The organism is Spiroplasma endosymbiont of Thecophora atra (assembly GCF_964019735.1).
Classification (GTDB): Bacteria; Bacillota_I; Bacilli_A; order Mycoplasmatales; family VBWQ01; genus Spiroplasma_E; species Spiroplasma_E ixodetis_A.
The window spans coordinates 558,185-582,494 of sequence record NZ_OZ026464.1 but is presented as its reverse complement, the minus strand read 5'-3'; the positions used below and the strand labels follow the sequence as shown (position 1 = coordinate 582,494).

Annotated in this window: 23 protein-coding genes and 1 pseudogene; 3 read left to right on the top strand and 21 right to left on the bottom strand. The window is 24.3% G+C overall.

Annotated features, from left to right (window positions below; translation table 4 throughout):
• Positions 1-679: 679 nt before the first annotated feature.
• The gene (locus AACL05_RS03300; RefSeq protein ID WP_338962628.1) at positions 680-1,657 is read left to right on the top strand and encodes a hypothetical protein; all 978 of its coding nucleotides are present in this window, start codon (positions 680-682) and stop codon (positions 1,655-1,657) included.
• Positions 1,658-1,808: 151 nt separating this feature from the next.
• On the opposite strand, the gene AACL05_RS03295 is transcribed toward AACL05_RS03300, so the two are convergent.
• Positions 1,809-2,759, bottom strand: a complete 951-nt coding sequence (locus tag AACL05_RS03295; RefSeq protein WP_338960236.1) for an IS30 family transposase — start codon at positions 2,757-2,759, stop codon at positions 1,809-1,811.
• A gap of 217 nt (positions 2,760-2,976) precedes the next feature.
• On the opposite strand from AACL05_RS03295, the gene AACL05_RS03290 reads away from it, so the two are divergent.
• Entirely contained in the window at positions 2,977-3,321 is a 345-nt protein-coding gene (locus AACL05_RS03290) for a hypothetical protein (RefSeq protein WP_338962626.1), read from the top strand.
• A gap of 66 nt (positions 3,322-3,387) precedes the next feature.
• Here AACL05_RS03290 and lpdA read toward each other — a convergent pair whose 3' ends face one another.
• The 19 genes and pseudogenes from lpdA to AACL05_RS03190 form a co-directional block, all read right to left on the bottom strand.
• Positions 3,388-4,884, bottom strand: coding sequence for a dihydrolipoyl dehydrogenase (lpdA, locus tag AACL05_RS03285; protein ID WP_338962624.1), 1,497 nt, complete (start codon positions 4,882-4,884; stop codon positions 3,388-3,390).
• A gap of 16 nt (positions 4,885-4,900) precedes the next feature.
• On the bottom strand, positions 4,901-6,202 hold the full coding sequence (locus AACL05_RS03280; RefSeq protein ID WP_338962622.1) for a dihydrolipoamide acetyltransferase family protein: 1,302 nt from the start codon (positions 6,200-6,202) through the stop codon (positions 4,901-4,903).
• Between the two features lie 30 nt (positions 6,203-6,232).
• On the bottom strand, positions 6,233-7,273 hold the full coding sequence (locus AACL05_RS03275; protein WP_338962620.1) for an alpha-ketoacid dehydrogenase subunit beta: 1,041 nt from the start codon (positions 7,271-7,273) through the stop codon (positions 6,233-6,235).
• 2 nt (positions 7,274-7,275) lie between these two features.
• Complete coding sequence (locus AACL05_RS03270) at positions 7,276-8,433, bottom strand: thiamine pyrophosphate-dependent enzyme (protein WP_338986256.1); 1,158 nt, start codon at positions 8,431-8,433, stop codon at positions 7,276-7,278.
• Between the two features lie 362 nt (positions 8,434-8,795).
• The gene (gene msrB, locus AACL05_RS03265; RefSeq protein ID WP_338962616.1) at positions 8,796-9,236 is read right to left on the bottom strand and encodes a peptide-methionine (R)-S-oxide reductase MsrB; all 441 of its coding nucleotides are present in this window, start codon (positions 9,234-9,236) and stop codon (positions 8,796-8,798) included.
• 29 nt (positions 9,237-9,265) lie between these two features.
• Positions 9,266-10,462: pseudogene (locus AACL05_RS03255) on the bottom strand (NADH-dependent flavin oxidoreductase).
• A 26-nt stretch (positions 10,463-10,488) separates the two neighbouring features.
• Positions 10,489-11,439: an IS30 family transposase gene (locus AACL05_RS03250; protein ID WP_338960236.1), complete on the bottom strand. Its 951-nt coding sequence runs from the start codon at positions 11,437-11,439 to the stop codon at positions 10,489-10,491.
• Positions 11,440-11,546: 107 nt separating this feature from the next.
• Positions 11,547-12,584 (bottom strand): lipoate--protein ligase, encoded by a 1,038-nt coding sequence (locus AACL05_RS03245; protein ID WP_338962612.1) that lies wholly within the window; start codon positions 12,582-12,584, stop codon positions 11,547-11,549.
• A 37-nt stretch (positions 12,585-12,621) separates the two neighbouring features.
• Positions 12,622-12,957, bottom strand: a complete 336-nt coding sequence (locus AACL05_RS03240; RefSeq protein WP_338986255.1) for a hypothetical protein — start codon at positions 12,955-12,957, stop codon at positions 12,622-12,624.
• A 74-nt stretch (positions 12,958-13,031) separates the two neighbouring features.
• Positions 13,032-14,096: an alpha/beta hydrolase gene (locus AACL05_RS03235; RefSeq protein ID WP_338962608.1), complete on the bottom strand. Its 1,065-nt coding sequence runs from the start codon at positions 14,094-14,096 to the stop codon at positions 13,032-13,034.
• A 256-nt stretch (positions 14,097-14,352) separates the two neighbouring features.
• The gene (locus tag AACL05_RS03230) at positions 14,353-14,604 is read right to left on the bottom strand and encodes a hypothetical protein (RefSeq protein ID WP_338986254.1); all 252 of its coding nucleotides are present in this window, start codon (positions 14,602-14,604) and stop codon (positions 14,353-14,355) included.
• Between the two features lie 89 nt (positions 14,605-14,693).
• Positions 14,694-15,644 (bottom strand): IS30 family transposase, encoded by a 951-nt coding sequence (locus tag AACL05_RS03225; RefSeq protein ID WP_338960236.1) that lies wholly within the window; start codon positions 15,642-15,644, stop codon positions 14,694-14,696.
• Between the two features lie 76 nt (positions 15,645-15,720).
• Positions 15,721-16,185, bottom strand: a complete 465-nt coding sequence (locus AACL05_RS03220; protein ID WP_338986253.1) for a hypothetical protein — start codon at positions 16,183-16,185, stop codon at positions 15,721-15,723.
• 485 nt (positions 16,186-16,670) lie between these two features.
• Positions 16,671-17,693 carry a hypothetical protein gene (locus AACL05_RS03215; RefSeq protein ID WP_338986251.1) on the bottom strand — a complete coding sequence of 341 codons (1,023 nt, stop codon included), beginning with the start codon at positions 17,691-17,693 and terminating at the stop codon, positions 16,671-16,673.
• Between the two features lie 153 nt (positions 17,694-17,846).
• The gene (locus AACL05_RS03210) at positions 17,847-18,983 is read right to left on the bottom strand and encodes an endo-beta-N-acetylglucosaminidase (RefSeq protein ID WP_338986249.1); all 1,137 of its coding nucleotides are present in this window, start codon (positions 18,981-18,983) and stop codon (positions 17,847-17,849) included.
• Between the two features lie 6 nt (positions 18,984-18,989).
• Complete coding sequence (locus tag AACL05_RS03205; RefSeq protein ID WP_338986247.1) at positions 18,990-19,868, bottom strand: hypothetical protein; 879 nt, start codon at positions 19,866-19,868, stop codon at positions 18,990-18,992.
• Positions 19,849-20,553 (bottom strand): ABC transporter ATP-binding protein, encoded by a 705-nt coding sequence (locus AACL05_RS03200; protein WP_338986246.1) that lies wholly within the window; start codon positions 20,551-20,553, stop codon positions 19,849-19,851. The genes AACL05_RS03205 and AACL05_RS03200 overlap by 20 nt, the downstream gene beginning before the upstream one ends.
• Positions 20,554-20,672: 119 nt before the next feature.
• The gene (locus tag AACL05_RS03195) at positions 20,673-21,284 is read right to left on the bottom strand and encodes a hypothetical protein (protein WP_338986245.1); all 612 of its coding nucleotides are present in this window, start codon (positions 21,282-21,284) and stop codon (positions 20,673-20,675) included.
• An 88-nt stretch (positions 21,285-21,372) separates the two neighbouring features.
• The gene (locus tag AACL05_RS03190) at positions 21,373-21,663 is read right to left on the bottom strand and encodes a lipoate protein ligase C-terminal domain-containing protein (protein WP_338963030.1); all 291 of its coding nucleotides are present in this window, start codon (positions 21,661-21,663) and stop codon (positions 21,373-21,375) included.
• A gap of 431 nt (positions 21,664-22,094) precedes the next feature.
• On the opposite strand from AACL05_RS03190, the gene AACL05_RS03185 reads away from it, so the two are divergent.
• Positions 22,095-22,955 carry a hypothetical protein gene (locus tag AACL05_RS03185; RefSeq protein WP_338986243.1) on the top strand — a complete coding sequence of 287 codons (861 nt, stop codon included), beginning with the start codon at positions 22,095-22,097 and terminating at the stop codon, positions 22,953-22,955.
• A gap of 358 nt (positions 22,956-23,313) precedes the next feature.
• Here AACL05_RS03185 and AACL05_RS03180 read toward each other — a convergent pair whose 3' ends face one another.
• On the bottom strand, positions 23,314-24,306 hold the full coding sequence (locus AACL05_RS03180) for a lipoate--protein ligase (protein ID WP_338962589.1): 993 nt from the start codon (positions 24,304-24,306) through the stop codon (positions 23,314-23,316).
• Positions 24,307-24,310: the final 4 nt, after the last annotated feature.

Below are 24,310 nucleotides of genomic sequence, written 5' to 3'. Positions count from 1 at the left end.
AAAAACTTGCATAACAAATTATACTTATTTAAAAATTATTAGACTCCCTTGTATAAAGAATTTGAGATAAAATATGAGCATTACTTCAATTTTAAAGTATATGTTGATGTTATATAAATATAATAATAACCTACTTTAAAATCATTAAATAATTTTAAAAATAACATTTTAGAATTTAAAGTTAATAATATTTTTTAACTTGTTTAAAAAATATTAAAATTGGTAATTTTTATTAAAATTTAAAAAAGTCATTTATAATGATAGAAGATTAAAAGAGATAACTGACTTTTAAAATATATTTTAATTAAAAGTTATCAAATTATAAAAGAAAGTTAGGTGCCAAATAATGTTAATTAATATAACAACTAATAATTGCATCATTAAAATAGAGTTTTTTATTTCAATGTTTCATTGATACAAACTTAACTATTGAACAAAAAAAATACATCTGATTATCTAATGATTTAAAAAATTTTTAAATATTTTTTCAAGTTATTTAAAAAACTAAAGTTAATAGTCATTTTTTAACTTGTTTAAAAAAATATTAAAATTGGTAATTTTTACTAAAATTTAAAAAAAGTCATTTATAATGATAGAATATTAAAGAAAATAGTTGACCTTAAAACACTTTTTAATTAAATTATTAAAACTACAAAAAAAGAAAGTTAGGTGCCAAATAATGTTAATTAACAAAACAGCTGATGAGTGTATCATTGAAACTGGCGGTGCTTTATTCCAATGTTTCGTTGATACAAATTTAACTGTTGATCAAAAAAAAATGTGTATAAATTGAATTGTTTTATTTTTAAACTATCAAGATGCAGTTATTCTTTATGATGAAGAAAAAATTAATAGTTTACAAAAAGAACTTTCAGAAACATTCACAACAGATTATTATAAAAATGCTTTAAAAGAATTTAATAATGCAAATCTTATATATAAAAAAACTATACTTACCAATTTTAAAAACGTATGTTTGGAAAATACTTCACAAGATATTGTTAATATTATCACTGAATTCCATCAGTCATTTATTAAAACAATAGATGAACATAAAAAATCACTTACCTTTTTGAATTTAAATAAAATATATGAAAATCTTTTATTATTATTTTTTATAATTCACTACCATTTAGGCTATCAATTTAAACAAGAATTAATTCCAATCATTAGAAGTTTCACTAATATGATTAAAATTCCTATTTATATTGAACAAAATGATAGTCATGTTAAAATGTTATTAATGAAAAAAATTTTGCAAGATAATGAACAATTATTTGAAGATCTTGAATTAATTCAATTGAGAAATTTTATTCATAGTTTAGATGATATATTTGCTAATGGTCTTAATATTAGTAGTGCCATTGAAAAATTAATATTAACTAGACCACATAAAATAAAACATTCAATGAATATGTTATTTAAAAAACACGATATTAAACTACAAGAAATACTTTGAAAAAATAACAAAGAAAGTAATCCTACTATTGGTAATATGATTATGCACTTATTTGCTTATGAAACATATTATGTGCAAAGAAATCACAACTATGAAACATATGAACAACTAGTATTAAATAATGTTTTAACAGATCCTCTTTTTCAAAAAATATTTGTTGAATATAAAACAAAAAATCAAATTAATAAGGTTATTTAAAAATAATAATTACTTTAATTTTCTAAGTAAAAAATTAAAGTAATTTTTTTACACTTTTTTATACAAATTAAAAAACATAAATCAAAATATATATTATTTTTTTTATATCTAATCTTAATATTTAAAAGCTAAATTGTAAAGGTAAGTGCAACTAAATTATTTTTCTATCCAAATATTCGATTGGTGAAAGATAATTTAGTATTTTTCTTGGTCTTTGGTTTAAAGACAATATAAATTTATGAACTTCATTTTTATTAGTTTTTGAAAAAATAAATTTTTTAGGAAATTTTTCTCTAATTAAACCATTAGTATTTTCATTAGTACCTCTTTGTCAAGGTGAATATGGATTGGCAAAATAAATTTTTATATCTAAATTTTTTTCAAGTTGTTGTCAATTTGAAAATTCTTTGCCACGATCAAAAGTAATAGTTTTAACAATGTTTTTAGGAAGAATTGATAAATAATAACTAACATTTTTATTAATAACTTTAGTAGTTCTGTTTTTAACTAATATTGCTAAAGTAAATCGTGATACTCTTTCAACTAAAGTTATTAAACATGATTTGCTTTTACCTCGTGATGATACTATAGTATCTCCTTCTCAATGACCAAGTGTTATACGATCATTAACATTTATATCTCGTTCTTTAATTGATTTACCATTAAACTTGCCACGATTTTCTTTAGATTTTCGTTTTTTACCTTTTCTTCTTAAATTTTTACTAGTAACTTTATCAAGCATTCCAAAATAAATTCAAGTATAAATTGTTTTAAAACTAATAACTCACTCTTTATGAAAATTTTTAATTCTGCCATAAATTTGTTCAGGTGATCAACCTAATAGTAATTTTTGTTGTACATATTTTACTAAATTCTTATTTTTAAACTTATGAAAACTAATATGTGATTGTTTTCGATTTTCAGCTTTATTTTGTGCAATTAATGAAAAATAATGATTATTATCTTTATTTCTATTAATTTCTCGAATAATAGTACTAATACTTCGATTAAGATTTTTAGCTATTTCACTAATTTTAAATTTAAATTTCAATTGATTCTCAATATAAATCCTTTCATCTATGCCAAGATGTTTATAACTCATATAAAAACTCCTTACTTTTTTCTAAACTAAATTTAGCATTATGAAATTTTTATATGAGAATTTTTTGCAATTTTATTTACTTGCACTTACAAGTATAACTCAGCAAAAATATAAATATTTTTAAATATCATTATAAAATTAACTTGTCACTACTATTGGTTTTTTCTCCAAAGTGACATAATTAACATTTTTTTATATTGAAAGGAACAATAATAAAATGTCAACAAATAAATATGATTTTGATATTGAAAAAGATAAAAATTGAGAACAAGCAGTGAAATGTAAAGAAAATATTTTTATTAAATGCCGAACAGAAAAAAATAGCATTATATGCAAATTATTAGAAGATAAAGATAAAACAGAAATGCAACAAAATGAAGTAAAAACATTTCAAACACTATTTAAAAAAAGAACGTCAGAAAATAAAAATTTATGTAATGAAAATTTAGAAAATATACAATTTGAACAAATAACTACATGAAATAAATATTTACAAAAAGAAATTAACAGTAATACCACTAATTATTTTTTTGATAAAAAAAGAAGAAGCAATACTTTTTAATCAATATTATATTAATTTTACAATAAAAATGTACCTTTAAATTTTTAGGTACATTTTTATTATTTTCTATTTTTTATTAACTTTGTATCATTCTAATTCTAAATCTTGTGCAACATCCATAACTACTTCTGACATTGTTGGATGTGGATGACAAGAAGAGGCTAATTCAACAATAGTACCTTCCGTTTGCATAATATTAACAATTTCAGCAATTATATCAGTAGCCGTTGAACATAAAATATGAGCACCTAGGATTTCTCCATATTTTTTATCAATAATTATTTTAACAAAACCATCAGTCTCACCATCAGCCAATGCCTTACCATTAATAGTAAATGGTATTTTCTTCATCAAATATTCTTTACCTAAAGATTTACATTCAGTTTCAGTTAAACCAACACTTGCCACTTCTGGGAATGAATAAATACAACTAGGCATTTTATTATAATCTACTTCTTGCTCTTTCAATGGATGATTATCAGCATCCGTTCTACCTTCTTTAACTAAAATATTATTAAGCGCTGCTAATCCTTGTGTTGATGCAACATGAGCAAGCATTCTTTGACCATTAGCATCTCCAATTACATATATATTATCAATAACATTATTGTTAGCATCTAAAGCTTCCAATTTATTATTTACGGCAAATGCTTGATTAGGCTTAATTTGAATTCCCAAATTAGTAAAACCTTCAGTAATCGGCGTTCTTCCAGTACTTAATAAACAATAATCACTAGTTACTGTTAATGGTTTTTTATGTTCTTTATCGGTTGCAACATAATAAGTTAAAGTTTTATCCTTTAATTCATTAACACTATGACCAGTAATAATATTAACACCATTTTTTTCAAGAATTTTAGTTAAAGTTGTGCTAATATCTTCATCTAGTAATGCTAAAATACGATCTAAATATTCAATAATAGTAACTTTAGTACCAAGTGTACTAAATAAACAAGCAAACTCAATTCCAATAACACCACCACCAATAATAGTTAGTGTTTTTGGAACTTCTTTTAAAGAAAGAATTTCAATCGAAGTTAATAATGTTTGGTTTGTTTTTAAATCTTTTTCACTTAAACCTTGTGGACCATTAGGATTATCAAACATTTTTACTTTTGAACCAGTAGCAATTATCATATATTTAGTAGTATATTTCTTTTCTTTACCATCTTTAGCTTTCACTAAAATCGTATTTTTATCAATAGCACTTCCAATCCCTAATAATTGTTCTACTTTATTAGATTTCATTAAAAAGCCAACTCCACCAGTTAAACCTTTAACAACACCAGTTTTACGATCTTGCATTACTTTTCAATTAATTTCAATATTTTTTTTATCTTTAATAGCAACACCATATTTATCAGCATTTTCAATATAATGAAAAACTTTTGCGCCCTTTAGTAACGTCTTAGTAGGAATACATCCAACATTTAAACAGACTCCACCTCAGTTATCTTTTTCAACAATTGCAGTTTTTAAACCCATCTTTGCTGCTCGAGCCGCTGTTACATAACCACCAGGGCCTGCCCCGATAATTATTAAATCAAAATCATAGTTAGACATCTTTTACATTTTCTCCTTAAGCTAAAATTAATGTTGGATTTTCTAATAACTCTTTAAGTCGAGAAAGGAAATAAGCAGCAGGTGCACCATCAATAACACGATGATCAATTGAAAGTGATAATGGAAAGAACTTATGTTCAACAATTTTACCATCAGCAATAATTAGTTTTTTTTGCATCATCCCTAGACCCAAAATTGCTACCTCTGGATAATTAATAACTGGTGTTCCCATTTCAATTCCTGCTGAACCAAAATTAGTAATAGTAAATGATCCACCTTGCATTTCATCACCTTTTAATAGCCCCTTACGAGCTTTATCACCTAATGAATTAACTTGTCTTGCTATTTCAAATAATGAAAGTTGATCAGCATTTTTAATAACAGGAACTACTAAACCCTTTTCAGTATCAGCTGCCATACCAATGTTATAATATTTTTTAACAAGAATTTCATTATTAGCCATGTTCAAAGTTGAATTAAGTAATTTAAATCGTTCTTCTTTTAACGCTTTAGCAACAGCCTTTACAAAGAATGGCATAAATGTTAATTTAGCACTACCATCTGGATCTTTTTCCGCTGGTTCTTTTAAAGTTGCACGTAATTGTACTAAGTTTTCAGCATCAACATTAATCATTAAACTAACATGTGGTGCTGTATAAACTGATAATGACATTTGATTAGCAACAGCCTTACGAATTCCTGATAATGGTAAATGTTCAACATTACCAAAACTTTCGATTTTAGTAACATTAATACCTTGTGAACTAATAGTTGTAGCAGAAACTGAAGATATTGAATTAATAGGTGTTGTTGATGCAGTAGTACTAGTTATTGTACCACCATTCTTGGCATTTAATAAATCATCTTTTAAAATTCTACCACGAGGACCAGTTCCTTTAATTGTTCCCATATCAACACCTAAGTCACGAGCCATTCTACGTGCTAATGGTGTTGCTAATACTTTACCCGTTTGTTGAATAGGTTGCACATTTTGTTTTGGTAATTCAACTGGTGATACTGTAGATGTACTAGCAACTGATTCAGATTTTGGTCAAGAATTTGTTGATGAAGGACTTTTATTATCACTAATCGTTCCACCAAACTCAACAATAACAGCACCTGATTTAATACTATCTCCTTCTTTAACAAGAATCTTAGAAACTTTACCATCCGCTTCGGCTTTAATACTATCTGAAACTTTATCTGCTTCAATATCAACAACATTATCACCTTTTTTTACATTATCTCCAACTTTAACATGAATTTGAGTTACAGTAACTTCATCGATTCCATCCATATCTTTAAACTTCAATTCCATCTTTTCACTTTCCTTTCTTTAAACAACTAACTAAACTGGATAATTCATCATTAGTTTAACTTTTTCCATAATTTTATCTGGACTAATTATAAATCATTTTTCACCTTTAGACAGTGGAACAGTAATATCATAACCTGTTAATCTTGTTGGAGGACATTCTAAATATTCAAAACACTTTTCATTAACAACGGTAATAATTTCTGAAGCAACTGAAAATGAACGAACCGCTTCTGAAACAACTAATAATCTTCCTGTTTTTTTAACAGAATTAACAACTGTTTCTTCATCTCATGGTTGTAATGTTTGTAAATCAATTAATTCAATTTTAAAATTTTCTTTTTCTTCTAAAATTTTAACAGCAGCTTCACAATCATAAACTTTTGAACCATAAGTTACAATCGTTAAATCAGGTTTTTCTTCAGACTTATACTCTTTAAGAACTTTAGCTTTACCAAGAACAGCCACTTCATAAGCATCACTAACTTCTTCTCTAACATCATATGTATAATTATTGCTAGTATAACTATTGAAATAAGTTCCTAAACATTCTAAAACAATAACAGGATCTGGACTTTCAATTGCTGCCAATAATAATTTTTTAGTATCATTAGGTTTTGAAGTCATAACTACTTTTAAACCTGGAATATGACAAAATAAAGCTTCAATTGCTTCTGAATGATGCTCCAAAGCACCATTATTACCATTATTTCAATCATATGAAGGCATACGTACTACCATTGAACAAGTGAATCTACCACGAGAACGATTTCTCATTCGTGCAGCATGACATAACAATTGTTGAAAAGCAGGGAAAGCAAATCCTGAAAATTGCATTTCAATAATTGGATTTAAACCATTAATTGCCATTCCAACTGCACTACCAGCAATAACTGCTTCAGCAATTGGTGCATCAAAACAACGATTAACGCCAAATTTTGCTTGTAAACCTTTAGTTGCTCGAAAAACACCACCAACATTACCGGCATCTTCACCATAAACAACAACATTAGGATTTTTTTTCATTGCTAATTCTAAGGCTAAAGTAATAGCTTGCACATTATTTCTTTTCATAATTATTTTTTCTCTCCTTCATTGAAGAAAGCTTTTGCTTCTGCTTTTTGTTCTATTAATTGTGGTGTTAATTTTTCATATGTATAATCAAATATTTCATCAATTGAAACATTTTCATTTTTTAATGCTCAAGTAATTGCATCATTAACCTTTTTAGTAATTTGTTTATCTAATTCTGCTTGTTTGTTATCATCTCAAAGTTTAATTGATTTTAAATATTCTCTAATACGATCAATTGGATCTTTTTTTAATCATTCTTGTTCAATTTTATAATCTTCAGCAGAAAAATAATCTTTTTTAATATCAAAAGCAGAATGCGCATTTTGACGATAAGTAACAGCTTCAATTAATGAAGGACCATTACCTTTTTTTGCTCTTTCAATTGCTTCTTGTGTAGCATAATAAACAGCAAAAAAATCATTACCATCAACACGAATATTAGGTACGCCAAATGCTGTTCCTTTTTGTGCAAAAGTTAAACTCATTGTTGCTTTAGCAGTTGGTGTATCTAATGACCACTGATTATTTTCAACAAAGAAAACAACAGCTAATTTATGGATAGCAGCAAAATTAATTGCTTCAGAAAACTCACCTTCAGAAGTACCACCATCACCAATCGTAGTAATAACAATTCCTTTATCTTTTTTATATTTTTCAGCAAAAGCAATACCTGTTGCATGTGAATATTGAGTAGCAATTGGAATATTAACTGGTAAAATATTAACACCTTTCGGCATTTGACTTCCCATTTCATTTCCTAATCAATATTGAATTACTTTTTCAACTGGATATCCAGCAGTAATTCATGCTGCATTATTACGATAGGCTGGTACTAATCAATCAATACCTGGTCGTAAACAACTAGCATAAGCAACTTCAACACCTTCTTGACCTTTTGAAGATAAAAAGTTAATAACTTTTCCGATTACTTTTGGAATTCCATTTACTAATTTAACTTGTCCTTTTTCATCTTTTTCATAGTTTAATTCCATTTGCATTTGTTCTTGTATTCGTGAAAAACACATGTTTTCATATGCTTTTAATAAAACCTTACTATCAAATTTTTTTAAATAATCAACAAAATTAGGATTAATTACTCCTTTTTCATTTAATATTTGAAAAATTTCTTTTTGGGGATTATCAAATTTCTCAACTCACATTTAAATTTTCCTCCTAAATATTTTAGCTAATTGCAGTTACACTTTTAATTATACTAATTTTTAAAATAATGAATGAACATACCTTTTCATTATACTACTAATAATTGTTGGTTCAAGATAATTTGTACTAAAATATTAATTTATCTCCCGTTTTATTAATATCATATTTTTTTATTTCCTATTATCATGTAAAAATGAAAAATATATTCTAACAATAAACAAAATAAAAAAATAATTCAAATAATAATATCGTTGTTTATTTATTTTTTTACAACATAAAGTCCTAATAAAATTAGGACTTTATAATAAAATTTATAATCATAAAACATTATCAAGATAATAAATATACAATAAAAATATTTTTATTTAATGTAAGATAAATATTCTTCATATCCTTCTGTAATCATTTCTGATAATGGAATAAAACGTAAAGCTGCTGAATTAATACAATAGCGTAAACCGCCTTCTTTTTGTGGACCATCCTTAAAAACATGCCCTAAATGAATATCAGTTTTTTTAGAACGTACTTCAGTACGCTGCAACATTAGATTAGTGTTATCTTCCTTTTTAAGGATAACTATTTCACTGATTGGTCTTGTAAAACTTGGTCAGCCATGACCAAAATTACATTTATCTGATGATGCAAATAATGGTTCACCTGATAAAATATCGACATAAATTCCCTTTTCCTTATTATCTCAATATTTATTTTTAAAAGGAAGTTCCGTTACTGATTTTATAATGACCTCATATTGTAAAGTAGTTAACTCATTAATAGTTTTAATTTTTCATTTTTGTTTCATATTTTTATTACCTTTTTCTAAATAAAATATTAATTTTTAGTTGAATAATTATTTTCTAACTTTCTTAACTCATCCCTAGTATCTTTAGGTAAACTTTCACCATAATCCATAAGTTTAACCATTTCCTTAAAAGCAGCTTTAGGAATAGCTAATTTTTCAATATCTTTTTCAGTAATATGTAAATTAATTTTATCAATTTGCATAGTTTTTATTTTTCTAACAAAATCAGGTTCGGCTACAAAAACAGAAGATAATCCTATCATATCCCCATATTCTAAGGCTTCTAAACATTTATCAGAACTATTTATACCACCACTCACAATAACAGGAATACGTTAATTAATGTGTTGATAAACAACTTTATTCACTAATTGATTAAAATATTTCCCCTGAGATTGAACTTTATATTTATATATATTTCTTCCCCAACTGGCTAGTGCTAAATAATCAATTTTAATGTTTATTAATACTTGATCCATGAATTGTAAAAAATCTTCAATTGGATAACCTATTTCTTGACCTCTAGTTTCTTCAGCTGTAGCTCGATATCCTAAAATAAAATTTTCACTAGCGTGCTTATCAATTGTTTCTCTTACTGCTTGTAAAATTTCTAATCCCAAACGTGAACGATTTTCTAAATTTTGATTACCATAAATGTCATTTCTTTGATTACTAATTACTGAAAAAAAAGCTTGAATTAAAAGTTTTTGTGCTGAAGAAATTTCGACACCATCAAAACCAGCTTCAATAGCCCTTAAGGTAGCTTTTTGATAATCTTTAATTAATTCTTTGATTTGCTTAATACTCAGTTCTTGAACTTCATGTGGAAAAGGATACATAAAAGATTGTTTAGAAGGTCCAACTACATAACCTAAACGATTTAAACTAATTATAGAAAAACGACCTGAATGTGCTAACTGTAAAATAGCTTTTGCACCTTTTGATTTCATAGCATTAGCAACTTGTTTTAATGAATCAATATGTTCGTCATTAGCAACAGAAAAACCAAATTCAAAAATTTGTCCCTCTAAATTAATATAAGCAGCACTAGATATCGCTAAGTATGCACTATGAGCTCTTTTAAGAGCATAATCAATATCTTCTTTACTAGCAAAACCATCATAACTAGAAACATTTAAGGTAATTGGTGAAAGCACAAACCGATTATCAAAAACAAAATTTTAAATTTTGATTGGTGAAAATAATTTAGAATATTTTTTATTCATGTGCTAAATTGTAAAGGTAAGTGCAACTAAATTATTTTTCTATCCAAATATTCGATTGGTGAAAGATAATTTAGTATTTTTCTTGGTCTTTGGTTTAAAGACAATATAAATTTATGAACTTCATTTTTATTAGTTTTTGAAAAAATAAATTTTTTAGGAAATTTTTCTCTAATTAAACCATTAGTATTTTCATTAGTACCTCTTTGTCAAGGTGAATATGGATTGGCAAAATAAATTTTTATATCTAAATTTTTTTCAAGTTGTTGTCAATTTGAAAATTCTTTGCCACGATCAAAAGTAATAGTTTTAACAATGTTTTTAGGAAGAATTGATAAATAATAACTAACATTTTTATTAATAACTTTAGTAGTTCTGTTTTTAACTAATATTGCTAAAGTAAATCGTGATACTCTTTCAACTAAAGTTATTAAACATGATTTGCTTTTACCTCGTGATGATACTATAGTATCTCCTTCTCAATGACCAAGTGTTATACGATCATTAACATTTATATCTCGTTCTTTAATTGATTTACCATTAAACTTGCCACGATTTTCTTTAGATTTTCGTTTTTTACCTTTTCTTCTTAAATTTTTACTAGTAACTTTATCAAGCATTCCAAAATAAATTCAAGTATAAATTGTTTTAAAACTAATAACTCACTCTTTATGAAAATTTTTAATTCTGCCATAAATTTGTTCAGGTGATCAACCTAATAGTAATTTTTGTTGTACATATTTTACTAAATTCTTATTTTTAAACTTATGAAAACTAATATGTGATTGTTTTCGATTTTCAGCTTTATTTTGTGCAATTAATGAAAAATAATGATTATTATCTTTATTTCTATTAATTTCTCGAATAATAGTACTAATACTTCGATTAAGATTTTTAGCTATTTCACTAATTTTAAATTTAAATTTCAATTGATTCTCAATATAAATCCTTTCATCTATGCCAAGATGTTTATAACTCATATAAAAACTCCTTACTTTTTTCTAAACTAAATTTAGCATTATGAAATTTTTATATGAGAATTTTTTGCAATTTTATTTACTTGCACTTACAAGTATAACTCAGCATGTTAACTCAAAATTAATTCTAACAATTGGTCATTATCTATTTTCTTAAAAAAATATGAAGAAATATCCAATTCTTGTAATTTTATTTTTAAATCTTGTTTAATCATTTTAGTACCTTCAAGACCTTTCTCAAAAATAGTTAAATCTTTTGTAACAAAAAAATCACCACTAATTTTGCAACTTTTAATTTTACCATTATCAATTATTAATGAAATATTCATTGTTCCAATTTCTAAACGTGCTTCACGATTATATTGATAGCGGGGACTTAAACCATAAACCCATTCTCAATTCTTATACTTTTGATCAACTAACTTGTCAATTTCTAGTCATTGCTCATTTGATAAAACGTATCGTTCAACATCTGCTATTTTTTCTACATTCATCAATCGTTTAATAATTTCATCTTTAAACTCAAAAATAGTTAATTTTTTGAATTGTTCATTAAGGTGATTTTTTAATTTATCTACTCTTTGATTAATTGATTTAATTCCTTTTGATTCAATTTTTTTACGACTTGGTTTAAGTGCCAAGATCATAGCATCCAAATCAATATCATAAAGTAATGAATAACCACCATAAATAATATTTTCTTCTTTTAACATAGCTGCTCCAGAAACTTTTTTACTATTAATTGTCAAATCATTTTTTCCACTTTGCATGATATTTTTAATCCCCATATCTTTAAGCACTTTTATAATTGGCTTATAGAACTCTTGGTAATTAGCATAAATCGAATTAGTATTAGAATTTAATGGAATTAAAAAACAAAAATTTACTGAATTTGAATCAATAAAAATAGCTCCTCCTCCAGTATCACGACGAACAACTGGAATATTATTTTTATCCAAATATTCTTTATTAACTTCAACCTCTGGATTTTGAAAATATCCCAATTGAATATGAGGATCACAAATAAAAGGAAATATTATCGTTTTGTTTTTTACTTTTAAATTATGTAGTGCTCATACTTGAATCGCTAAAGCATAAGCTCCATCTTTGATATATTTACCATTTCTTATAGGTTCAATTAAAATCATAATATTCCTCCAATTTTATTAAGTTTGTAAATCAATTTTAATTATCTTCAAGTTCTAAAAATTCTTTTTCAACTACATCTGTTAATTTCAAAATTCAATTATCTTTAGACTTTTTTGAATTGAAAAGAGTTGGATTTTCAATTGCTCTTTGATTATATTCCAAAACCTTTCCTGTTAGTGGACTGCACGCATGCAAAATAGCTTTTGAAGCCTCTACTGCTAATACTAAATCATTTTTATTAACTACATCATTTTCTGTATTATATTTAACATAACACGCCATACCCATATCATCTTGTAATTTGGGTGTAGGACTAATTATGTATATATTATCTTTTTTTTCTATTATTAAACAATTTGCATTTTTTTTCATTTTTTACCCCCTAAAATAAAATAAGAAATGTTCAATGAATAAATTAAGACTATAATAACTTTTCTTAACTCTATCTAATTATTATTCATTTCATATTTATTAATAAAATTTTTTATCTCATTAATATAAGTTTGATGAGCATTTGGCAAAGTTTCAACATGACCAATATTTTCTAAAAATAAATAATTATAATTTTTATTATTACCTTTAATTTGAAAATTATGAATAACATTTGACATGAAAAATGGGACAAAATCATCTTTTTTACCATGAATTAATAAGGTAGGAACTTTAAATCCTGTTTTTAGTTTTTTTAATAAATCATATTCTAAAATATTTGTATTTGTAAATTTTTGATATCTTTTAGATATACCATTACTAATTAATCATCAAGGTTTTTTATAACGATATTGCATAACGTAACGAAATTGAACAAGTAAATTAGAGAATCCACAATCAGTAATTGCTCAATTAATTGAACTGATTGGTGCATAATTCAACAAATAATAATTAATTGTTGATGCACCCATACTATTACCAATTAAACCAATTGTTTCAACTTGATAATTAGTCTTTAATCAATTAATTAAACAATTAACATCTTGCGCACAAGTAAGACCAGTATCACTATATTGACCATAAGTTTTACCATGAGCAACACTATCAAATGTTAAAATATTATATCCTTCTTGATAAAATCAAGACACTAACCTTAAAGCTAAATATTTATTTTCAGTTCAACCATGAAAACCAATAACTCATTTCTTGCTTTTATTTTTTTGAATAACAGTTAAACAACTAATATCTTCATTATTATTATTTTTAATAACAAATTCTTGATAATTTTCTTTTTTTCAATCAATTGGATAACCATATTTATTAAGTTCTTTAATCTTACAATCATAATAATGATAATCAAAACTATTAATATCAACTAATTGATCATCATTAATTTTAACATTTCCTTCTTTTTGATAAGTAAAACAAAATTTAAAAAATTGTTTTTGATATTTTTTTGAATAAAAATAAACAAAAGGAAATAATAAAATAACTAATAAAATTTTGCTAAAAGAATAACAAAATTTTTGATAACCATTCATTAAAATTTCGTCACTAACAGAATCATTTATTACCTTCATTTCCCAGTCTCTCCTATCTAACAAATTTGTATCAAATCCATATTTGATTAAAAAATAACTAGTTTTATTTCTTATGTACCATATCCTTTTTTTATTACAATCTAATTTTCCTTAAAAAATATTTTTTTTCAAGATCTATTTTTAAATTTTATAATTTTTCTTTTTTTAATTATAAAAATAATATATTATTCAATATTTAAATAAACTTATTATATTTTTAAAAATTAAAAAATAAGAATATATTTTGTTTAATTGCTTATTTTCTAGTACCATGTAAAAAAGAAAAATATGATCCAACAGCAAACAAACTAATAAATGTTAGGCAAGAAAATACTGGTTGATAAATATTGGTGAATGATAGTTTATAATCAACTGAAAGAACAATCTGAAAAAAATTATAATAATTCTTATCACTTTGACTATAAAAAATAAAATTAATTCAAGTTATATATTTTTGTGGTACAAAATATCCAATAATAATGGTTGGTGTTGAAATTGTATATGTCATATCAATAAAAAAGTCACCAAATAAAATAGAAGTTAAAAAAATAATTATATTAATTGTTTGAATTAGCTAAATTGTAAAGGTAAGTGCAACTAAATTATTTTTCTATCCAAATATTCGATTGGTGAAAGATAATTTAGTATTTTTCTTGGTCTTTGGTTTAAAGACAATATAAATTTATGAACTTCATTTTTATTAGTTTTTGAAAAAATAAATTTTTTAGGAAATTTTTCTCTAATTAAACCATTAGTATTTTCATTAGTACCTCTTTGTCAAGGTGAATATGGATTGGCAAAATAAATTTTTATATCTAAATTTTTTTCAAGTTGTTGTCAATTTGAAAATTCTTTGCCACGATCAAAAGTAATAGTTTTAACAATGTTTTTAGGAAGAATTGATAAATAATAACTAACATTTTTATTAATAACTTTAGTAGTTCTGTTTTTAACTAATATTGCTAAAGTAAATCGTGATACTCTTTCAACTAAAGTTATTAAACATGATTTGCTTTTACCTCGTGATGATACTATAGTATCTCCTTCTCAATGACCAAGTGTTATACGATCATTAACATTTATATCTCGTTCTTTAATTGATTTACCATTAAACTTGCCACGATTTTCTTTAGATTTTCGTTTTTTACCTTTTCTTCTTAAATTTTTACTAGTAACTTTATCAAGCATTCCAAAATAAATTCAAGTATAAATTGTTTTAAAACTAATAACTCACTCTTTATGAAAATTTTTAATTCTGCCATAAATTTGTTCAGGTGATCAACCTAATAGTAATTTTTGTTGTACATATTTTACTAAATTCTTATTTTTAAACTTATGAAAACTAATATGTGATTGTTTTCGATTTTCAGCTTTATTTTGTGCAATTAATGAAAAATAATGATTATTATCTTTATTTCTATTAATTTCTCGAATAATAGTACTAATACTTCGATTAAGATTTTTAGCTATTTCACTAATTTTAAATTTAAATTTCAATTGATTCTCAATATAAATCCTTTCATCTATGCCAAGATGTTTATAACTCATATAAAAACTCCTTACTTTTTTCTAAACTAAATTTAGCATTATGAAATTTTTATATGAGAATTTTTTGCAATTTTATTTACTTGCACTTACAAGTATAACTCAGCATTATATAAAGATTTTTTATAGAACCAGAAATTAATAAAGCCAAGAAAAAAATAACAATAATATTTAGACTAATACTAAATATAAGACCAAATCATTGTGAAAAAGTTTTCATTGCTAATATTCATACTGTCATGATATTAGTTCCTTGTAACTGATCAAGAAAAAATAAATATCCAAGCAATATAAATACTGTACAAAAAGAAATAACAAAAATAACAATTAATAAACTTAAAATAAATGCAATCTTATTGATACCAAAATTGTGTAATTGTTTTAAAAAAACTGATTCGCGTCATTGACAAATAAGATGACCAATTAAAAAAATATTAAATAATATTGGTAATAAAATATAACTAGAAACTATAATATAACGATTATATTTAATAATTGACTGTGATGTTAAAAAATAAACTAAACTAAGTAAAATAACGGGCATTATTAAAAAGTAAATATAAGTTCTAAATGTTTTTAAAATTGTTTTAAACATATAACTTATACAATGACTAAAAATTACTATACTATTTTTATTTTTCATATTTCACCTTTAAATTTCTATATTAAACACAAATGATTGTTGAGCAATAACATTATTGTTATAAACTGGTTTAATCATTAATTTTAACTGATTATGAATAGATTTTAAATTTTTTAAAAATAATAGTTTTAATTAGTTTCGCCAACACGATATCATTTTTTTTCATCAAAATAATAAATAGCATAATAACTTAAATTTTCAATATTAACAGCATCTCATTGAAAACGAGCATTGTATAATATTTGATTATTAACTGTTCGATTAATTACGTATTCTGATTTTGGATTTAAAATTACTGTATTTTCTTTGATTTGATTATTAGTTGTTGGCCTATTTATTTCAAATTCACCAACATTAAACTTAAAATTATTATTAGTTGCTTTAATTTATAATCCTAATTTAAAAATACGATTAAAAGTATTAATACCACCAATTTTCTTTAAATCCAAAGTAATTTTAACTCAACCACCTTGTAACTCTTCTTCATTATTTGGTGAAAAAGTTTGACGGTTTGCTATTAACGATTTTTGATCAGTAATAGTAACTAAAAAATTAACTTTAGCATTATTATCACCATTAGTATTATAAATAAAACTGATCTGATGGTCATTTTTAATTAAATTAGTTCCCATAATATCTCAATCATAAACTTTACTTGTATTTCAATCGCCATTAATTATACCACCTTCTTCATTAAAACCCGAACCAATAGCAATTGAATTTCCTTTTTCATACACTTGATCATAATCATAAAAACCAGAAATTTTAGAGATATCTAATGGTTGTTCTGGATGAGCATCATCATAAATTTTTCATTGATAAGTTGGTAAAATATCAGTTAATCTACGATTTGTTCATGGATAATCATTAGCAACAATACTATTACCATTTTGATCATGATTAACAAATTTAATACCACTACCCATTGAAAAATTAGTTTTCTTATTTAAAATTTGATTATCATCAAATAAAGTAGTTCGTTCTTTAACTAAATCACCAATGCCATAACTTGATGAGTTATAACCATTATTAGTTAAATAATTATAAATAGTATCTTTAACAAATAGATTTGGTTTTCCTTTAGTAACTGCAGTTTTTATTCTAGGATCCGATATAAATGCTGCCTCTTGATAATTATCACTTGCATTTCAACCTTGATAATCATTTGCATTATTATTTGCTTGCATACCAATATTATTATTTCTAATAAAAGTATTTGTTCCTGAAAATTGAATATTATTAAATAAATTTGTTGTTTGTGTCGCAAATAAATAAACTCTAGTACCATTAACATTATGATTTTTAGCTCAATTATAAGCATACGATCCAAATGTTCCAGCACCATTATCTAAAAAATCAGAAATTCCAGTATACACATTTTTATTATATTGAGGTTTACCAGCAATCATTGTTTTTGCATACCCTAATTGTCGAAAATCATAACTTCCAAAAAATTGGGCATTAGCTCCAGCATCAAGAATAGTATTTAAATTTTTACCACTATAATTTGGATAATCTGTTAAAAATGATGTTGTTTTATCTGGTGTTTCACCAAAAGTTAATTAAATATCAGTTGGTGTAACTTCACCATTAGTTTTACGATAACCACTATCTGCCATTTTTAATGTTTCTATATCATTATATCCACTAACACCTTTTGAAACTGTAGCACCATTACGATAAAAAATTATTTTTAATGCTTGAATATTTGGATCACTAGCAGTAGCTACTTTATAATTAAATTCTTTAATAATTTCGGCCATAACATTATAATCTAAAACTGTACCATTGGGAGCAGCGCCGTTTGGTTCATTATTAATAAATCAACCATCAAAGCCATTATAATTAGCAATATTAATTAAAATATCAACTATTTTATAAGTACCATCACTATTTTTGCTAAGAAAATCTTTTAACATTTCTTTTGTTAAACCATGATATCCATCAAGAAAAAGATTACCAAATATTGGTGTTCCATTAATGTGTGCACTATCAATAACATCAGCTGGTGGTGGAACAATTGGCCCTTCAAATCAAGAACCTGATCAATTAATAAAATAATTAGTATATTGTCAATTTAATGGTGTATTTTCAAATGGATTTTTTGTCCCCACTATTGTATTATCAAAAGTACGATGTTTTCGTGTTGAAAATCCTAGTTGATTATAATTAATATTCTCATCTTGGTTACTTGAGTTGTATGTTGCTACAAATTGACGTTTCTGTAAAGGTACTGTTGCTCGATTATACTTTGCATCATAGTCTTTTTGTGGATTCCAATCTAAAATTGAATTCATTCTTAAATATTTTCGAGCTGAAGAAGTTATACCAAAATCAGAAGCATAATTACCATTAGGCATAAAACCTTTATTCAAAGGAACGCCAGTCACTGCTTGTTTTTTAATGTTTTGTGTTCATTGAAAACCAGTATTAAATTTTGAATAATTTAAATAATGACCAGTATTGCTTGGTTTAACATTTCCCAAATCATTAATATTACCAATATTATTAATAATATTTTGCGAGTTAGTATTATCAAAATTAATACCATCTCCATAATCTGAATTTGTTCAGTCAAAATTTGGTAAACCATTTAAATAATCACTACCATCTAAACTACCAATATTACAAGCAACTACTAAACTAGCAGGAGCAGAAATTAAACTAAAAACACCAAAAAGTAATAATATTTTTTTCATTATTTTTTATCCTTTCATTCCTCAATTAAAAAATCTTTTTGATAAATAAGAAAACAACATAGTAAATATCAAGATTCCAATTAATGTTTGCCAAATACTAGTAAAAACAACAAATGATATTTCATTATAATTTTGAATAATTTGACTTATTCCTAGTGGATCTAAAAATTGATATGAAGTAATCAACATATTAAACCAAATAAAATATTTAGTTGGACACAAATAACCAATAATAATAAATATTAAATTATTGTTAGTTACTGTTGGTTGAATTAAAACATCCGAAAAAATAATGAAAAATATGGTAAAAACAGCAAGCATTACAAATGATAAATTAAACTTAGGGAAAAATGTTGTAATAAATATGTTAGCAACTGTTAAAAAAAATGTTAATAATATTATAGCAAATATATAGAAAATTCAAATAAATCATCTAATATTAGAAAGCAAATTTAGATGAAAATTAAATATTGAAATTAAAGAATAAATATTATAACAAATAATATTAATAATTACTGATAATGATACCATTATTAAATTTGATAAAAAAATTGTTAAAATAATATAATATTCATTAATACCAATTATTTTTATTCTTTTTAAAAAGTTTTTCTTTCGCCACTCAATCATAAATATTCCTAAATAAAAAGATGAAATAAAAACTGATATTGATAAAAAATTTAACAAAATGGAAGGTAAAATTTGATAGTAACTATAATTATTTCATAATCATGATGATAATGCAGAAATTAAAAAACCTAATAAAAATACAAAAATGTAAGTTCTAGGATTTACAAAAATTACTTTTGAAATTAAAGAAAAAAGTCTTGAAAATTTAGAAACAGTACTTTGTTTGAATAATTCTTTAGTTACCATTAACTTCATTTTGATAATACTCCACCATCATTTTACGTAAACTACCATATTTTTTTATAATTGCATCAATACTTTGGTCTTGATAAATTTCACCATTTTTTAAAATTACTACCCGATCACAAAGTAATTCAACTTCTTCTGGTGTGTGTGAAACAATTAATAAATTAATTTTTTTAATTTCTTTTCATGACTTAATAAAATTAACAAGTTTAATTTGCATTTTTAAATCTAAACCAGTAACTAACTCATCTAAAATTAAAATTTCAGGATCATTTAAAATTGATAAAAAACAATTAAATCTTTGTCTTTGACCACCCGAAAGTAAAGAAATTTCTTTTTTCAAAATATCATTTAACTCAAAAACATCAATTAATCCTTTGCCTTCTTCACTTTTAATATATTTTTTATTTTTATAAAATTGTTTTAAATCAATAATTCGTGTACCAACCGGTCAATAACCTTCTTGAAATTGAACACCAATTTTCCGACTAACCTTTTTACCAACATCATCAAGAAATAATACTTTACCTGATGTTGGTTTTAAAACTTGTGAAATAATTTCAACCAAAGTAGTTTTACCAGAACCATTAGCACCTAAAATAGCAAGTGATTGTGAAGCAGGTATCTCTAAATTAATATTTTTTAAAACCTGATTTTTACCATAATTTTTACTTATATTTTCTAGAATAATCATTTTTATTTTCCTTGTAAATTATTATTTAAAATTTCTTCATATAATTGATTAAACATTTTTTTCATATCAGAATCCAAAATTAATAGTAGCTTTACTGTATTGGCAATGGGTGGTTTATTTTACATATATTCACCTTTGTTATTTCGTTCCACATATTTATCAAAAGTATAAAAATCAATAACAATTGATTTTTCAATTGTTCTACCTAAATCTTGAATTCAAATTTTTACTCATTGAAAATAAAAACCAGCTTCAAAATACTTCATAACTCATAAGTTTAAATATTCATTTGCATTAATATAATTACTACTTGGATCATTAATTTTATTAATAGTAAACTCAATAAAATATGTTCGCAATGTTAAGGCCATGTATATTTGCATTGATTGTGAATGAATAATTTTATTATTAATATAATCATTAATATCTGCTGTTGGTATACCAATTTCATCATAGCCAGGTTTACCAGCATTTTTACTTGCTGAATCACGGTATTTATCAAATTCAGCAAGATAAAAATTATTAAAACCATTAACAATATCATCATTAGTTTTACCTACTTTATCAATAGCATCTTGATATAAAAATTGTCAAACATTTAATTGATTTCTATCTTTTTTTGGTCAACCGCGTGTTGGATAAAGAATATCATTTATACTATTTGTTTGATCAAAACTATTATTTACTAAAAATGTAATAACATTGCTAATTGGTGTTATAAAAATAAACATTATAAATAAAATCCATAAATATTTCTTCATATTTCCTCTTTAATATTAGTTATAAGAGTAAGGATATCATAAATAAGAATTTTATTCATTATTTTATTATACTTTTTATGATTTCTTCAACAAGAAAATTTTCACCAAAAATTTCATTAATATTAGCATTTTCAATGATATTAGTAATAGTTGCTAAATTATATTTTTGTTTTTCTAGTTTTTTTTCTAAACTAGTAGTACCTGTTGAGCCTAGGAAATCACCATATATTTTAATATTTTCAATAATTCCTGCCTTAACATTCATTCAAACGTGAATAGTTCCTTTACTAGGAAAAAGTGTTTTATGCTTTAAATCAAAATCTGGAGATTTACCATAAACTGAATAAATATTAATTTATCTATGGTTTTATTAAAATACTTACATATTACTTTAAATAAAAAAAACATAAGAAAGATTTATGCTTTCTATTTCTATTTTAAACGAATAGTTTACATTAAAACTGAATAATTGTTATAATATTTATTATGCAATTTTATAATACTTGCAAATATTAAATAATATAATTATTTTTTTATGAAAAAGATTGAAAGAAAAAGAGGAATAATGACTGAAATAATTAACAAAGATCTTACTTTAACTAATGAAAAAAAAGAAAAAAACAATTTTACAAAAATTGAAAAACTTATGCTATTGCATTAGGACTTATTACCATTGGCACCGCTACTGGTTTAGGAATTTATTATAAAATTAATAATACTTCCAATAAATGTCTTACTAATCAAGACATTAGTGATGCCATTAATAAAATAAATTATACATTGGAAACTAATAAAAAAAGTCAACCAGAAACTATAACTAACAAAATTACTGCTGATTTCATTCAAGCACAACTAACTGGCGAAATTAAAGAACTATTTAACAAATCATCATTTAAATTCAATCAAATTACTATTGCTGATCACAAATTAAATGCTGATGATTTAAAAAAAGCAACCACACTCAAAGCTAAAATCAATTATAACTATGATACAATCACCAATGCCGAAACTAATTTACAAATTACCGTTAATGATAAATTAAAATTAGTAGATGTAATTACAAATACTGAAGTTGAAGGAAGAAATGCCAATAATAACATAGTTATTATTCCTGAAGTACTTAGTTTAAATAATAATTCTGGTGTAGTAAAAGAAGATCTTGAAATAAAAGAGTTTAATAGTGCCTCAATAAATAATCCTGGTCATGCAATTTTAACCGCTAAACCAGAAAGCAACTTCACAGGTGATGTTAAAATCACAATTACAAAATTAATAAATCCAAAAGAGGAAGATTTAATTAATGCTTTTAAAAAAACATTTAATCATTTACCAGAATGATCCCGCAAAATAAGTGATGATGATACTGCTGAACAATGATTAAAACAAATCAAACCAATTGCTGAATCAATTGCGTATGGCGTTCTACGAGATTGAGGATGAAAAGATTGATATGATCCTAATAAATTAAAACTTCATGAAGCTACAGTTGATGGTAGAAACCTAACTGATGATGATCTTGAACGAAAAGATAAAAATGATAAATATATCAATATAGACATTAGATTTGATTATGGCGATGTCAAAAATGATATTATTACTGCTACTCTTATTAAACGATTTCCTCCTGCTGAACCTTATTAAAAATACTTTTTAAATAAAATTAATTATATTATAGAGTGCTAAAATACAACATTGAATTTATTAAAGAATAATTTGAATCATACATGATTTAGAATTATTCTTTTTTTATTCTTATTTTCTTTTAAAGACTTTAACATTTTTATTGATTAATAAAAATATAAAAAAACATTATTGTTAAATAATATTTTTTTGTTTACAAAGCAAAAATCATATTTTTAATAATACTTCCATTTAGTAAATTATCTTTTTTAGAATTTCAACATTTTTTTGTTCACTTTCAAAATTAAAATCCCTATTTTTATAAAAGTAAATAGGGATTTTAATATATGCTTAAACACATACGCTTACTTAACTTTTATTATTTTATTATACTTTTTATGATTTCTTCAACAAGAAAATTTTCACCAAAAATTTCATTAATATTAGCATTTTCAATGATATTAGTAATAGTTGCTAAATTATATTTTTGTTTTTCTAGTTTTTCTTCTAAACTAGTAGTACCTGCTGAGCCTAGGAAATCACCATATATTTTAATATTTTCAATAATTCCTGCCTTAACATTCATTCAAACGTGAATAGTTCCTTTACTAGGAAAAAGTGTTTTATGCTTTAAATCAAAATCTGGAGATTTACCATAAACTCAATCTCAAGTTCGATATTTAGTATTTGCTAATAATTCAATATCAGCAATCATTTTTTCAGAAAATTCCATAATCTTTGTATTTTTTGTACTTTTTAATTGTTCAATAATTAAATTTTGAAATTCTTCAATTGTTATTGGTGGATTTAATAATGGTAAAATATTTGTTACTCGTGCTTGTACTGATTTAATACCTTTTGATTTTAATTTATCCAAATCAGGTTTTAATACTTTTGGTAACATTTGCATATCAACATTAAAAAGAATAGTACCATGATGTAAAATTCGATTTTTATATGTATATTGGGCATTACCCGATATTTTTTTATCATCAACTAAAATATCATTTTTACCACTAAATTGAGCATTTAAACCTAGACTTTGTAAAACATTAACTATTGGTTTTGTAAAAAGAGCATAATTACGAGCATTATCTTTATTTTTATCAAAAATAAAAGTAAAATTTAAATTTCCTAAATCTTGATAAACAGCTCCACCACCAGATAATCTTCGTACAACATTAACTTTTTTTGTTCTTACATATTCATTATTAATTTCTTCAATTGTATTTTGGTTTCTACCAACAACAATAGTATTATTATTTTGTCATAATAATAAGATTTCATCAGTTATATAAGGATTAGTAATCAAATATTCTTCGGCTGCTAAATTAAAATATGGGTCTTTGCTATTATTAATATAATAAATCATTATT